We start from the raw sequence: 14122 nt of genomic DNA, 5'->3' as shown, positions 1-14122 counted from the left end.
CCGGCCATCCGGCGCATCGGTTGGATGAGTTGGTCCCGTGGAACTGGAAACCGCAGGCGCCGGCCAGCGCCGCTCAGGCCGCCTGAGCCCGGTCAGCCCACGCCTGCGTGGTATGCCGGATGGATACGCCAGTCGCGCGCACCGCCGCAAAGCTGGCGCTGCCAGAAAAGGAGTCTTTTTCCGGGGTCGGCCCCCGGAGGGGGGGGTCGCATAAGGGTGGGGCTTCCATGATGCCGTGCGTAAAAATTTTGCTCCGCCTCATCGCCTGCTCACGCGGCGGCGAAGTCCTTGACGAACCCTTCGACGACTTGGCGGAGGTCTACGGCCTGTTTGGACAGGCCGGTGGAGAGCGTCATGAGTTGGACCGAGGCGGAGCCGGTCATCTCCGCCGCCTGTCCCACGCCGGCGATATTGTCGTTCACCTGGACTGTTCCCGCCGCCGCCTCGTGGCAGTTGCGCGAAATTTCGATGGTGGCGGCGCCCTGCTGCTCGACCGCGCTGGCGATGACCGAAGTGGTCTCCTTGATGTTCGTGATGATCGCGCCGATCTCGTTCATCGACTTCACCGTGTCACCGGTGGCCGACTGTATCTCGGAAATCCTGGCGGCGATGTCGGCCGTCGCCTTCGCTGTCTGGCTGGCCAACAGTTTTACCTCCGTGGCCACCACGGCGAAACCCTTGCCGGCCTCGCCGGCGCGAGCCGCCTCGATTGTCGCGTTGAGTGAGAGCAGGTTGGTCTGATCGGCTATACCCCTGATCAGATTGATGACATCGCCAATGGACGACGCCGCCTCAGCCAAGGCCGCGATACGGGAGTTGGAGGATTGCGCCTCATTGAAGGCGGCGTCGGCGACCTTGGCCGACTGGTTGACTTGCAGGGTGATTTCGCGCACCGACGCGGTCAGTTCCTCCGAGGCGGATGCTACGGTCTGGACATTGGCGGCGGCCTGTTGCGCTGCGCCGGAGACCGCCTCGGCCTGGCGCGAGGTCTCTTCCGCCGCCGCGGACAGGCTGTGGGCGGACTCCGCGACTTCACCGGAGGATTTGGTGAAGCCGCCGGCCAGCGCCTGCATGCGGGTAATGAAATCATGCGACAGTTTCTCGCGACGGGCCAGCAGCACGCGCTCTTCCTGCTCGCGGGCGACGACCGCCAGACGCGTCTTCTCGGCCGCCTTAAGCTTTTCGCGCAGCACTTCGAGGGTCCTGGCCATGGCGCCGATTTCGTCGCCGCGATCTCCGCCGGTCACAACGATGCCCAATTGGCCCTGGCCGAGCGCGGCCATGCCCTCCATGGTCGCACGGATCGGCGCGACGATTGCATTGCGCGCCAGGTAAACCGCCAGGCCGACGATCAGGAGGATGCCGCCGAAAATGCCGCCGAGGGACAGGCGGGCGCTCGATTGCGCCTGGGCGGTGGCGTCAGCGCTCATTTTGTCGCGCAGGCCCGCGAGGGCGTCGGTGATGCCGGCCACGTTTTTGATCGCTTCGACGAAAGCGGGCTTGCAACTCTTCTCCATCAGAGCTGTCGCCCTGACGATGCCTTCGGGGCTGTTGTCCTCGTCGGCGACGCGGATGGTCTCGGCGCATGGTCCGCTCAACGCCCCGCTGAACTGGCGCGAGACGGCGTCGAACTTGTCCGCAAGGCTCGGCGCGAGCTTCCGTTCGCCTGCGATTTGCTCATCGAAGCCGCGGATGGCGTCTTCTCGCGCACGAACGGCGGCGCGGTTGCTTTCCTCTGTTGTCGCCAGGATCGACTGATAGACGGCTGATTGCGCGAGAGCGATGAAGCGCACCGAGCGCGCTGAATTGACCGCGGCCGCAGCCGGTCCGTCAATGATCGCGGTGTCGGCGGCGTCGATCGCCGAGAACTGCGACGTTGCGTAATACGCGCCCCCGAGACTGACGCCGCCAAGGACGAGCAGGAGGCTCACTACTTTCCAGACGATAGGCCAATTCCTGTAGAACATGTCTGTGCTCTCATATGTCTGGATGTTGGCGCGCACCCGAGCCGATGACGTGGGATCGGCCCGACCGGGTGTACAGTTACTGGTGGTAAAACCAGCAATATCTTGCAAAAAACACGCAATGATTGTGTTCTGATGTCGTAAATATTTAATTAATTTTCGATCGAGTGAAGTATTTTTCAATGATCGAATGTCTTATCGCGCCCCTGAGATGACCGCAATGGTCACGAATACGCGTTAAACTGACGCCGGGTAAGACTGCTGACGACGTTGCTCCGGCCATTGCAGGAAGAAATTAAATGACGGGTTTGAGCCGTTCAGCGCCGAAGACCTTGAACGTCGCAGAAATCTGGCCAGGGCCAAGCTGGGACGGAAGCGATCGGCGGGCAGGGCTGCTGGACAATGGGATTATGGCTCGATCCCGGATTTCGCCGTTTGAATCGCGTCGAAGGTCCGTCGATGTGCGATCTTCTCTCGTCGCACATAATTGGCCGCCACAATGGCGGCGACGATGCCCGAGGCGGCCCCGACCGCCAGCGCCCAGCGCGGTCCGAATTGGTCGGCGACCCAGCCGACGACGGGCGCGCCCAGCGGCGTTCCGCCAAGGGCGATGGCCACGCGGATCGCCATCACGCGCCCCCGCATCTCCGGCTCGGTCGAAAGCTGCATCAAACTGTTGGTGGCGTTGGCGAAAACAAGCGCCGCCGCGCCGATGACGACGAGGCTGCCGGCGAAGGTCCAGTAGCCCGGAGCGACGGCGGCCAGCGCGAAGCCGAGTCCAAAGATCGCGGAGGCGGCCAGCAAGGTTCGAAAGTCCGGCTTCTTTGACCCTGCCGCGAGCAGGGCGCCGCTCATCGCCCCAGCGGCCATGATCGACGACAAAATGCCATATCCCGCGGCATTGGCGTGAAAGACAGAGGCCGCCATCGTCGAAATAAAAATCGGAAAATTCCATCCGAAGGCGCCGATCAGGAAGAGCATGATCATGATCGTCAGCAGGTCGGGTCGCCTCCAGACATAGCGCAATCCTTTGACGAAATTTCCTTTGGCGCGGGGCGCGCTGGCTAAAAACCGAAGCTCCCCGACACGCAGCAGACAGAGCGAGAGCAGAACCGCGATAAAGGACGCGCCATTGATCAGAAAGGCCCAACCGGAGCCGATCGACATGATGACCAACCCGGCGACGGCGGGTCCGAGCATCTGGGCGGCGTTGAACGACATGGAATTGAGCGCCACCGCATTGGGCAGATCGGCGTCGCCGACCAGTTCCGAAACGAAGGTCTGGCGCACCGGCGCGTCGAACGCCGCGGCGCATCCGAACAGAAAGGCGAACACATAGACGTGCCAGAGTTGCGCGAGACCGGCGACGGTCAGCGCGCCCAATCCCAATGCGAGGGCGCCCATCGCCGCCTGCGTTGCGATCAGCAGTTTGCGCCGGTTGAAATGGTCGGCCGCGAACCCCGTCCACGGCAACAACAGCAGTTGCGGGCCGAACTGGAGCGCCAACACGACGCCGACGGCGGAGGCGTTGTGATCCGTCAGCTCCGTGAGAACCAGCCAGTCCTGCGCGGTGCGCTGCATCCAGGTCCCGACATTGGAAACCAGCGCCCCGGCGGCCCAGACACGATAGTTGAAAACGCCGAGTGAACGGAAAACGCCCCTCGGCCACGCGCTCATTGCCGCTTCGGCGAATTGCCGCCATGGAGCCGCCCGAACAGGCGCGCCGATACAAGACCGATCAGCAGCGACCCGAGCCCTAAAGCGGCGACGTGCGGCGCGGATCGCGGATCGAACGTTCCGACGCCTGCGACGAGGACATAGCCGACGGCGATATTGAAAAAGCCCCAGAGAACATTGACCGTTGACGACGACAGACCCTCGCCGGGCGGCTTGGCGAACGGACTCTGGAACGGTCGCCCCGTGAGGCCGCAGACGAGGTGCGGGATGGCGTTGGTGAGAAAGACGCCGGCGAAGAAATACGATATCGCGTGAGTCCACTCCATTTCGGGCGCTCCCTGTTCAGGCGGTCTTGGCCAAGAGGTCGATGATCTCCTGCGTCGCGCCTGTTTCCCCAAGCCTCGGGAAAACCTTCGCAATGCTGTGGTCGTGCGCTTCGAGGCGCATGTCGGTCATCGCATCGACGGCGAGCGTGACGTTGAACCCGAGCTCGTAGGCCTGCCGCGCGGTCGATTCGACTCCGGTCGCCGTGGCCACGCCGACGATCACGACTTGTGTGACGCCCCGCGCCCTGAGTCGGGCTTCGAGGTCCGTGCTCGCGAAGGCGCCCCATGTCCGTTTGGTCACGACGATATCGCCAGGCTGCTGGTCGAGTTCAGGGATGAGGTCGGTCCATCCGGCGGAAAATGTTTGGTTGTTGCGTGGAACCTCGGTGCGGCCGGGCGCCGATCCCGCGACATTGACGAGCGCGACCGGCAGGCCGCGCGCGCGAAACGCATCGGCCAGCGATCGCGCCCGGCTCACGACCTCGCCGATGGGATGCGCCACGGGATAGGCGACAATGCCTCTTTGCAGATCGACGACGATCAATGCCGTCTTCGGGTCGAGAGCCGTCAGAGCCATGGTGTCCCTTTCTGTTGCCGAGTTGCGCGCTCGCTTTCGCGCTGAGACAGGATCAATCGTCGGCAAGGCGCTTGAGCAGTTCGACGCCCTTGGCGAGTGTCTCCTGCTCCTGCGGCGAAAGCTTTGTTTCGATGGTCCGGGTCAACCAGTCCTGACGAGCGGCGCGCGCCTCGCCCATCCAATTTCGGCAAGCTTGTGTGAGCGAGAGGATCGTCCGCCGCCCGTCGGTTGGATCGGGTTCGCCGCTGACGAGGCCGGCCGCTTCGAGTGTCGCGACCGTGGCGCCCATCGATTGCGGTCGCACGCCTTCCGCGCGCGCGAGCGCCGACACCGTCGCCGGGCCTTCTCGTTCCAGGCGAAGGAGCACGGACACTTGAGACGGCGTGAGGTCGTCGGAATCCGTCTGTTCGCGCAGCCGGCGCTTCAGTTTGCCGAACAGAGACCGAAGCTCTGCCGCCAAGGTGGAGGCGCGCGCAATCTGAGGGGCATTCCGAGGCTGGTTCATGCGCCCCTTCTAGATATAGAAAGCTAAACTGTCAAGTTTTCCTTCTTATATCGATGACGTGATGCCGCTTGCTTCAACGATGAAGCGACACCCGTCATTCAAATCGCTTATCTTATGACTTTCCGCGCCGTTGAGGCAAAAAGGACCGCTGGGAGAGGGTCGAATCGAGGATTTGCCGACCGTTTTACGGGTCGAGCTGGAGTTTGATCGCCCTCGTCTTTTCCTTTGGCCTGGACGGATACCCGGGGGAGAGCCCCGGATGACAAGCAGAGGCGCGGAAAAGATGCAGAATGATACCATCGGCGTCGATGTCTCGAAAGACCATCTCGACGCCCACCGGCTGGCCGACGGCGCGAGCCGGCGTTTCGCCAACGGCAAGGCGGCCACAAGGCGCTGATCAAATTGGCTGGCGCAAACGCCTGTGCAGCGCGTCGTCTTTGAGCCGACCGGCCCTTACCATCGAGCGCTGGAGCGCGCGCTGGGCGCCGCCGGCGTCCCTTTCGCCAAGGTCAATCCCCGGCAGGCGCGCCGCTTTGCCGAGGCGACGGGCAAGCTCGCCAAGACCGACAGCCTCGACGCGGCCATGCTGGCGCGCATGGGCGCGTTGCTGGAACTGGAGACGCGTCCGGCCCGCAGCGAAATCTTGCTCGAACTCAAGGAGCTTCACCTTGCGCGCGAAGCCTTGGTGTCTATTGACCAACTACCTGATAGCTCTGTTTGGCGGTCGCAACCTTGACATCCCCGCCCCAAACCCCGAAACCATCGGCACAGTTCAGACGGGGGAACCCATGCCGCACGCGCTTGCGACCATCATTGAAACCGCCTTTGAGGATCGCCTCAATATTAACGCCGAAACCGGCGGCGATATCCGCCACGCTGTTGAATCGGCGCTGCATCTGCTCGATTCCGGCAAGGCGCGCGTGGCCGAGAAAATTCCCGGCGCCACCGGCAAGGAGTCCTGGAAGGTCAACCAGTGGCTGAAGAAGGCGGTGCTGCTGTCGTTCCGCCTCACCAACATGACCGTCATTCCCGGCGGCCCCGACGGCGCCACTTGGTTCGACAAGGTTCCCTCCAAATTCGAGGGCTGGGGCGTCAAGGACCACCTGCAGTCCGGTTTCCGCTCTGTGCCGGGTTGCATCGTGCGCCGCTCGGCCTATATCGCGCCCGGCGTCGTGCTGATGCCGAGCTTCGTCAATCTCGGCGCCTTCGTCGACACCGGGACCATGGTGGACACCTGGGCGACGGTCGGGTCGTGCGCCCAGATCGGCAAGAACGTGCATCTCTCGGGTGGCGTCGGCATTGGTGGCGTGCTGGAGCCGTTGCAGGCCGGGCCGACCATCATCGAGGACAATTGTTTTATTGGCGCCCGCTCCGAAGTGGTCGAGGGCGTGGTGGTCGGCGAGGGGTCGGTTCTCGCTATGGGGGTGTATATCGGCGCCTCGACGAAAATCGTGAACCGCGCCACCGGCGAGGTCCATGTCGGCTACGTGCCGCCCTATTCGGTGGTGGTGTCGGGCAATCTGCCGGGCAAGCCGATGCCCTACGGCCAACCGGGGCCCTCGACCTATTGCGCGGTGATTGTCAAAACCGTGGACGCCCAGACGCGCTCGAAAACCGCCATCAACGAGCTTTTACGCGACTGAGATGGCTGAACTCAGCCCCGGCGTCGCGCTGGCGCGCGATCTGATCAAAAAGGCCTCGGTGACCCCCGCTGACGCCGGCGCGCTGGATGTGTTGCAGCAAAAACTGGAAGCGGCGGGTTTTTCCTGCCGCCGCCTGCCGTTTTCCGAACCCGGCACGCCGGACATCGACAATCTCTACGCGCGGATCGGCAGGGAACACCCATACCTGCTGTTCGCCGGCCACACCGATGTTGTGCCGCCCGGCGATCCCGCCAAATGGCGGGCCGATCCCTTCGCCGGCGAGATTCTGGACGGCGAGCTTTTTGGGCGCGGCGCCGCCGACATGAAGGGCGGCATCGCCGCCTTCGCCGCCGCCGCTTTGGCCTATCTGGCGGAAAACCCGTTGAAAGGCTCGATCGGCTTCCTCATCACCGGCGACGAAGAGGGGCCGGCGATCAACGGCACGGCGAAAATGCTGGCGTGGATGGCGGAGCAGGGCGAGAGTTTCAGCCATTGCATCGTCGGCGAACCGACCAATCCCAATGAACTCGGCGACATGATCAAGGTGGGCCGGCGCGGCTCGCTCAACGGGCGCTTGCGGGTGATTGGCAGGCAGGGCCATGTCGCCTATCCCGCACGCGCGGAAAACCCGGTCGGCCATGTTCTCGCCCTGTGTGCGGCGCTGAAGGAGACGCCGCTCGACCAGGGCACGGACTGGTTCGACGCATCGAATCTGGAAATCACCTCCATCGACATCGGCAATGCCGCGACCAATGTCATTCCCGGCGAAGCGCTCGTGCGTTTTAACGTTCGCTTCAACGACACATGGACGCCGGACACGCTGAGGGCCGAGATTCTTGCGCGGCTGGAAAGCGCGCGGCCGGCGGAAAAATTCGCGCTGGAGTTCGACCCGTGCAATGCGGTGTCGTTCATCACCGAACCGGACGAATTTACCGCGCTGGTGGCCTCGGCCATTGAAGTGGAGACGGGCCGGCGGCCGGACTATTCCACTTCGGGCGGCACATCGGACGCCCGCTTCATCGCGCAATATGGCAAAGTTCTGGAGTTCGGGCTGGTGGGCAAGACCATGCACCAGATCGACGAGCGGGTTCCGGTGGCCGACATTGACGCGCTGACGCGGATTTACAGACGGATTCTGAAGGCCTATTTCGCCTGACTGTCACAAAGAGTCGTTGTTGTTACGGATGCGATTCAAGCAAGGGACGGACAGATGACCGAGAATGCGGCTCCAGACGGCAAGTATCATTTGCGGTTCCACTTGCCGCACGCGCATCTGACCAATGCCTTCGGCGACAATTGGTTTGCGCTGAAAGCCGAGGGCTTCGCGCGTTTCTTCGGCACGCCCACCTTCCTGATCGGCCAGACCCTGATCGTGCTGTTGTGGATGGGCGTCAATCTGGCGGGTTGGACGGCTTTCGACGTCTATCCCTTCATCCTGCTCAACCTCGCCTTCTCGCTCCAGGCCGCCTATGCCGCGCCGCTGATTCTGCTGGCGCAGACCCGGCAGGCCGAGCGCGACAAGGCGCATAGCGAAGCCGACGCCCTGCACCGCGAGGATCTCCACCGTGTCAGCGAGGAGCGCCAGCGGGCCATGGCCAAACAGAGCGAGATGCTGGTGACGATGCTGACCCAGAACAACGCCCTGACCTCGCAGGTTAATGAGCTGATTCAGCAGAATATCGTGCTGACCCGGTCCCTGAGCGAGCTGAGTGGACGGATCGAACAGATGACCAGCGAAATGCGCCACCGCATTTGTCAATAAAGCGCTCTCCCTCTCCCCGCCCGCAGGAAGAGGGTAGCCCTCAATGCGCGCGGCTGATGCAGAAATCCACCACGTCGATCAGCGAGCGCTTCCACGCAGAATCTGGGAAAATCCCCATGGCGTCGCGCGCCATGGCGCCATAGTGGCGGGCGCGTTCGATGGTGTCTTCAAGCGCGCGGTGCCTGGTCATCAGGCCCTGCGCCTTTTCCAGATCGCCTTCCGCGATCTCGCCCTGTTCCAGCGCCTTCTTCCAGAAGGCGCGCTCGGCCTCGTTGCCGCGTCGGAACGACAGCACGACCGGCAGGGTGATCTTGCCCTCGCGGAAATCGTCGCCGACGTTCTTGCCCAGTTTTGCTGCGGTGCCGCCGTAATCCAGCGCGTCGTCGATCAGTTGGAAGGCGATGCCGAGATTCATGCCATAGGCGCGGCAGGCGGCGATCTCCGCCTTCGGCCGCAGCGCCACGGTCGGGCCGACTTCGGCGGCGGCGGCGAACAGCTCCGCCGTCTTGCCTCTGATCACCGCGAGATAGGCGTCCTCGGTGGTTTCGGTGTCCTTGGCGGCGGCGAGTTGCATCACCTCGCCCTCGGCGATCACCGTGGCCGCGACCGACAGCACCTCGAGACAGGCGAGCGAGCCGACTTCCACCATCATGCGGAACGCCTGGCCCAGCAGGAAATCGCCGACGAGAACGCTGGCCTCGTTGCCCCACAGCTTTCGCGCGGCGAGCTTGCCGCGCCGCAGGTCGCTTTCGTCCACCACATCGTCGTGCAGCAGGGTGGCCGTGTGCATGAATTCGACGGCGGCGGCCAGCTTGATATGGCCCTCGCCCTGGTAATTGCACATGCCGGCGGTCGCCAGCACCAGCATGGGGCGCAGGCGCTTGCCGCCTGAGGAAATCAGGTGATTGGCGACTTCCGGGATCATCGTGACGTCGGAGCCGGTGCGGGACAGGATGGTCTGGTTGACCCTGTTCATGTCCGCCGCGACCAGGGCGACCAGCGCTTCCATGCCGGGCTCGGCGGACTTTTCATCGAAGGGAACGACAACACCCAAGATAGAACCCCCTGAGACCCCAAATTCCACGTGTCGCCGCTCGAACCGGCGCCGACGCATTCGCATGCCGCCCGAGCGCCAAGCTTTATCCGCGGCGACCATAGGTCGTTAACGGGGCGGGAGCAAGCCGGCAAAGCCGTCGACCCGTCGGCGGCCTCTGCGCTGGATTCTTTCGCTTTCGTCATGTTTTTGTCAAAAACATTTTTCCACTTCCTGGCGCATTGTTCTAGTGTCGCCGCCCATGCCAGACGAAAGTTTTCCGGACCTGCTGCTCGACGGGCGTCTCAAGCTGTTTCAGAGGGGCGGGCATCGCGCCGGAACGGACGCGATTCTGCTCGCGGCGGCCGCGCCCGCGTTGCCTGCCGGGCTGGTCGTGGATGCCGGGGCCGGGGTCGGGACCGTCGGCCTGCTGCTCGCTCTGGCCAATCCGGGCGCGCGGGTCGCGCTGCTGGAGAAAAATCCAGCGGCCGCCGAGGACGCAAGCCGCAACATCGAGGCCAATTGTTTTGGGGCGCGGGTCCGTCTGGTCGAGGCCGATCTGTTCGACGCGCGCGCGCGCAAGGCGGCGGACTTGGTGGAGGCCGCCGATGTCGTCGTCAGCAATCCGCCCTTTCTCGATGCGCGCGCGGCGCGCGTCTCGCCGGATTCCGACCGGGCCATGGCGCATGTGCTGGGGGAGGGCGGGCTGGCCGGCTGGCTGAAGGCTTGTCTGGCGCTGCTGCGTCCCGGCGGGTGTTTTGTTCTGATCTTCCGCGCCGATGCGCTCGATGAGATTCTCGCCGCGCTCAAGGGGCGGGTGGGCGCGGTGGAAATTTTCCCGATTTTTCCGAGCGAGCGACGGCCGGCGATTCGGGTGGTCGTGCGCGGGCGCAAAGGCTCCAGGGCGCCTCTGGCTGTGCTGCCGGGCCTCGTCCTGCATGGCGACGACGGCAAGTTTACGGCCGTGGCGGAGGAGGTGCACCGTCATGGCCGTCGATTGTTCGCCGATTAGCCCCAATCAGTCGCAATAGCGCACGGTTTGCCAGCGCAGGCCGTAGGAGGTCCGCACCAGAACGCGGCGCAGGCTGCATCCGCCGTCGTAATAGTCGCCGCCGTAGTCATAGTCGTAATACGGGCCGCCGCCTTGAGGATGCTTCTGAGCGTGGTCATCACTGACCTCCTTTCCAATTTAACGAATTGGCGACACTCTCCTATTGAACAACGTTTGAGCGGAGTCTGCGTTGGTTCATCCCGGTCGGAAAATTCGCGAAAACCGGCTTTCCCTTTCGCGCCCACGCCTTTAGTTTGCCCGCGCCGCCGCATAACCTTCAGAGATCCGATGACAGAGACGCCCGCAGCCCAAATTCCGACAGCCCAAATTCCGACAGCCTTGGACCCGAAAAAAAGCTTCCAGGGCCTCATCCTCACGCTGCAAACTTTTTGGGCGCGCCAGGGCGCGGTGGTGCTGCAACCCTATGACATGGAAGTCGGCGCCGGCACCTTCCATCCGGCCACCACGCTGCGGTCGCTCGGGAAAAAACCCTGGAAGGCCTGCTATGTGCAGCCCTCGCGCCGCCCCAAGGACGGCCGCTACGGCGAAAACCCCAACCGGCTCCAGCACTATTACCAGTTCCAGGTGATCCTGAAGCCGAGCCCGGACAATTTGCAGGATCTCTACCTGCAATCGCTCGCCGCCATCGGCGTCGACCCCCTGCTGCACGACATCCGCTTCGTCGAGGACGACTGGGAAAGTCCCACGCTCGGCGCCTGGGGGCTCGGCTGGGAATGCTGGTGCGACGGCATGGAAGTGTCGCAGTTCACTTACTTTCAGCAGGTCGCGGGTCTCGAATGTTCGCCCGTCTCAGGCGAACTGACCTACGGCCTCGAACGCCTCGCCATGTATGTGCAGGGCGTCGAAAACGTCTACGACCTCAATTTCAACGGTCTGGACGGCGCCGACCGCATCTCCTACGGCGATGTGTTCTTGCAGGCCGAGCAGGAATATTCTCGCCACAATTTCGAGGCCGCCAATGTCACAAAGTTGTTTGGCGATTTCGAGCGGGCCGAGGCTGAATGCAACGCCCTGCTGGCTTTCGGCGAAAGCGGCGCGGAAAAACACCGGATGGTGCTGCCGGCCTATGATCAATGCGTCAAGGCGAGCCACGCCTTCAACCTGCTCGACGCGCGCGGGGTGATTTCCGTCACCGAGCGCCAGTCCTACATTTTGCGCGTGCGCGAACTGGCCAAGGCCTGCGGCGCCGCCTGGATGAAGACGGACGGCGCGGGTTTCACGGCTCCCAAGGAATAAGAATAACAATGTCCGATCTTCTGTTCGAACTCTTCTCCGAGGAAATCCCGGCGCGCATGCAGGCGCAAGCGGCGGCGGACCTGAAAAAACTCGTCACCGACGCCCTGGTCGCGCGCGGCCTGTTGTATGAGGCCGCCGCCAGCTTTGCGACCCCGCGCCGGCTGACGCTGCATATCGTCGGCCTGCCCGCCCGCCAGCCCGACCAGCGCGAGGAGAAAAAAGGCCCGCGCGTCGGCGCGCCCGACGCGGCGATTGCCGGCTTCTTGAAAAGCGCGGGGTTTGCTTCGCTGGACGAGGCCCGGATCGACACCGACAAGAAGGGCGGCCAGTTCTATGTCGCGGTGATCGAGAAGAAGGGCGCGCCCACGCTAGATGTGCTGGCGGAAATCCTGCCGGCGGTGGTGAAAAATTTTCCGTGGCCGAAGAGCATGCGCTGGGGCGCCGCCTCGGCCGAGCCGAACCCGTTGCGCTGGGTGCGCCCGCTGCACGCCATCGTCGCCACTTTCGGGCCAGAGACGGAAGAGCCGGACGTCGTGCCTTTCGAGGTCGGCGGGATCACGGCCGGCAACATCACTTACGGCCATCGCTTTCTGGCGCCGCAGGCGATCAAAGTGCGGCGGTTCGACGATTACGTCTCAAAACTCTGTGACGCCAAAGTCGTGCTCGACCCGGCGCGTCGCCGCGACAGCATTTTGCACGACTGCAAGGATTTGGCCTTCGCCCAGGGGCTTGAACTCGTCGAGGACGACGGTTTGTTGCACGAAGTGGCCGGTCTGGTGGAATGGCCGGTCGTCTTGTTGGGCGAATTCGACGCCAGCTTTTTAGAAATTCCCGGCGAGGTGATCCGCGCCACCATCCGCGCCAACCAGAAATGTTTTGTGCTGCGCGATCCCGCGACGGGCGGGCTTGCGAACAAGTTTTTGCTGGTGTCGAATGTTTTGGCGCGCGACGGCGGCAAGGCCATCGCCGCCGGCAACGGCCGCGTGGTGCGGGCGCGGCTGTCGGACGCGCTGTATTTCTGGAAGACCGATCAGGCGCCGCTGCCGGATTTTGCCGATTGCGGCAAGCCGCTGGACCAGAGGTTGGCCAAGCTGCGGGCGCTGAACATCGTGTTCCATGCCAAGTTGGGCACGCAGGGCGCGCGGATTGATCGCATTGTCGCGCTGGCGAGAGAACTGGCGCCGAAGGTCGGCGCCGACCCGGACAAGGCGGCGCGGGCGGCTGAACTGGCCAAGGCCGATCTGGTCACCGAAGTCGTGGGCGAGTTCCCGGAGACGCAGGGGCTGATGGGCCGCCGCTACGCCGAATTGCAGGGCGAGGATCTTGAGGTCGCGGCTGCCATTGAGGACCATTACAAGCCGCAGGGGCCGACCGACCGGATTCCGACCGCGCCGGTGAGTGTGGCGGTGGCGCTGGCTGACAAGCTGGATACACTCTTGGGTTTCTGGATGATCGGCGAAAAGCCGACTGGCTCGAAAGACCCCTTTGCGCTGCGCCGCGCAGCCTTGGGCGTGATCCGCAATATTCTTGAAAACAAGCTGCGGTTCGGGCTTCAAGACGCCTTCCGCCATTCGCTCATAGTCTGGAACGGAATTTCACCAAACGTCTTCGATGAGCATGCCGAAGGTGAGATTGTTCGTCAGAACACCACTTCGCCAGAGTTCTCCGGCCTCCTCGCCTTCTTCGCCGACCGCCTAAAAATCGACCTCCGCGAGCGTGGCGCCCGCCACGACCTGCTCGACGCCGTGTTCGCCCTCGGCGAGGACGATCTCGTCCTTATCGTGCAACGCATCGAGGCGCTGGAAAAATTCCTCAAGACCGAGGATGGGGCGAGTCTGCTCGCAGGCTACAAGCGCGCCGCCAACATTCTTAAAGCCGAGGAGAAGAAGGACGGCGCCGGCGCCTTCGAGACCGCGCCATCGGCCGACTTGCTCACCGAGGCCGAAGAAAAAGCCCTGTTCGCCGCGATGGAAGCCGCCACGGCCGAAGCCGATTCCGCGCTGAAATCGGAAAATTTTGCAGCCGCCATGCAGGCCCTGTCAACGCTGCGCGCGCCAACTGACGCCTTCTTCGACAAGGTGACGGTCAACGCCGAAAACCCGGATCTGCGCAAGAACCGCCTGAGCCTGCTGGCGCACTTGCGCCGCGCGATCCATCTGGTGGCGGATTTCTCGAAAATCGGCGGTTAGGCGTGATCTGTCCCCTCTCCCCGCCTGCGGGGAGAGGGTTAGGGTGAGGGGCCGGGGCATTGGCTTCAATGTCCTCAGGAAAGCCTTGATGCGGCGCCCGTCTCGATGACGCCGAGGCCAACGCCCCAGCCCCTCACC

General features: G+C 63.6%; 14 protein-coding genes. 8 read left to right on the top strand and 6 right to left on the bottom strand.

Features of this window, described 5'->3' with window-relative positions:
- Positions 1-269: 269 nt before the first annotated feature.
- From CCR94_RS01910 to CCR94_RS01890, 5 genes are all read right to left on the bottom strand, one after another.
- The gene (locus CCR94_RS01910) at positions 270-1931 is read right to left on the bottom strand and encodes a methyl-accepting chemotaxis protein (protein WP_184421441.1); all 1662 of its coding nucleotides are present in this window, start codon (positions 1929-1931) and stop codon (positions 270-272) included.
- Between the two features lie 441 nt (positions 1932-2372).
- Positions 2373-3641 (bottom strand): MFS transporter, encoded by a 1269-nt coding sequence (locus CCR94_RS01905; RefSeq protein WP_104506194.1) that lies wholly within the window; start codon positions 3639-3641, stop codon positions 2373-2375.
- Positions 3638-3967 (bottom strand): hypothetical protein, encoded by a 330-nt coding sequence (locus tag CCR94_RS01900; RefSeq protein WP_104506193.1) that lies wholly within the window; start codon positions 3965-3967, stop codon positions 3638-3640. Before CCR94_RS01900 ends, CCR94_RS01905 begins: the two co-directional genes overlap by 4 nt.
- A gap of 16 nt (positions 3968-3983) precedes the next feature.
- Positions 3984-4544 carry an isochorismatase family protein gene (locus CCR94_RS01895; protein ID WP_104506192.1) on the bottom strand — a complete coding sequence of 187 codons (561 nt, stop codon included), beginning with the start codon at positions 4542-4544 and terminating at the stop codon, positions 3984-3986.
- A 52-nt stretch (positions 4545-4596) separates the two neighbouring features.
- Positions 4597-5049 (bottom strand): MarR family winged helix-turn-helix transcriptional regulator, encoded by a 453-nt coding sequence (locus tag CCR94_RS01890; protein WP_104506191.1) that lies wholly within the window; start codon positions 5047-5049, stop codon positions 4597-4599.
- A 259-nt stretch (positions 5050-5308) separates the two neighbouring features.
- Here CCR94_RS01890 and CCR94_RS24900 point away from each other — a divergent pair, with 259 nt between their 5' ends.
- The 5 genes from CCR94_RS24900 to CCR94_RS01870 are packed head-to-tail and all read left to right on the top strand — an operon-like array spanning position 5309 to position 8454.
- A complete protein-coding gene (locus CCR94_RS24900; RefSeq protein WP_158254575.1) occupies positions 5309-5446 on the top strand; it encodes a hypothetical protein in 138 nt (45 codons plus the stop codon).
- Positions 5447-5470: 24 nt separating this feature from the next.
- Positions 5471-5785, top strand: coding sequence for an IS110 family transposase (locus CCR94_RS01885; protein WP_158254574.1), 315 nt, complete (start codon positions 5471-5473; stop codon positions 5783-5785).
- Positions 5786-5837: 52 nt separating this feature from the next.
- On the top strand, positions 5838-6692 hold the full coding sequence (dapD, locus tag CCR94_RS01880; RefSeq protein WP_104506189.1) for a 2,3,4,5-tetrahydropyridine-2,6-dicarboxylate N-succinyltransferase: 855 nt from the start codon (positions 5838-5840) through the stop codon (positions 6690-6692).
- A 1-nt stretch (position 6693) separates the two neighbouring features.
- Positions 6694-7848: a succinyl-diaminopimelate desuccinylase gene (gene dapE, locus CCR94_RS01875; protein WP_104506188.1), complete on the top strand. Its 1155-nt coding sequence runs from the start codon at positions 6694-6696 to the stop codon at positions 7846-7848.
- 54 nt (positions 7849-7902) lie between these two features.
- A complete protein-coding gene (locus tag CCR94_RS01870; RefSeq protein WP_104506187.1) occupies positions 7903-8454 on the top strand; it encodes a DUF1003 domain-containing protein in 552 nt (183 codons plus the stop codon).
- Between the two features lie 40 nt (positions 8455-8494).
- On the opposite strand, the gene CCR94_RS01865 is transcribed toward CCR94_RS01870, so the two are convergent.
- Complete coding sequence (locus CCR94_RS01865; RefSeq protein WP_104506186.1) at positions 8495-9508, bottom strand: polyprenyl synthetase family protein; 1014 nt, start codon at positions 9506-9508, stop codon at positions 8495-8497.
- 241 nt (positions 9509-9749) lie between these two features.
- On the opposite strand from CCR94_RS01865, the gene CCR94_RS01860 reads away from it, so the two are divergent.
- The 3 genes from CCR94_RS01860 (at position 9750) to glyS (ending at position 13984) form a co-directional block, all read left to right on the top strand.
- Positions 9750-10499 carry a tRNA1(Val) (adenine(37)-N6)-methyltransferase gene (locus CCR94_RS01860; RefSeq protein ID WP_104506196.1) on the top strand — a complete coding sequence of 250 codons (750 nt, stop codon included), beginning with the start codon at positions 9750-9752 and terminating at the stop codon, positions 10497-10499.
- A 378-nt stretch (positions 10500-10877) separates the two neighbouring features.
- On the top strand, positions 10878-11795 hold the full coding sequence (locus tag CCR94_RS01855; RefSeq protein WP_104506185.1) for a glycine--tRNA ligase subunit alpha: 918 nt from the start codon (positions 10878-10880) through the stop codon (positions 11793-11795).
- Between the two features lie 8 nt (positions 11796-11803).
- On the top strand, positions 11804-13984 hold the full coding sequence (gene glyS / locus CCR94_RS01850; RefSeq protein WP_104506184.1) for a glycine--tRNA ligase subunit beta: 2181 nt from the start codon (positions 11804-11806) through the stop codon (positions 13982-13984).
- Positions 13985-14122: the final 138 nt, after the last annotated feature.

Source organism: Rhodoblastus sphagnicola (assembly GCF_002937075.1).
In the GTDB taxonomy this organism is placed as follows: domain Bacteria; phylum Pseudomonadota; class Alphaproteobacteria; order Rhizobiales; family Beijerinckiaceae; genus Rhodoblastus; species Rhodoblastus sphagnicola.
Note: the sequence above shows the minus strand (reverse complement) of the source record. Positions and strands in the feature narration are given on the sequence as shown.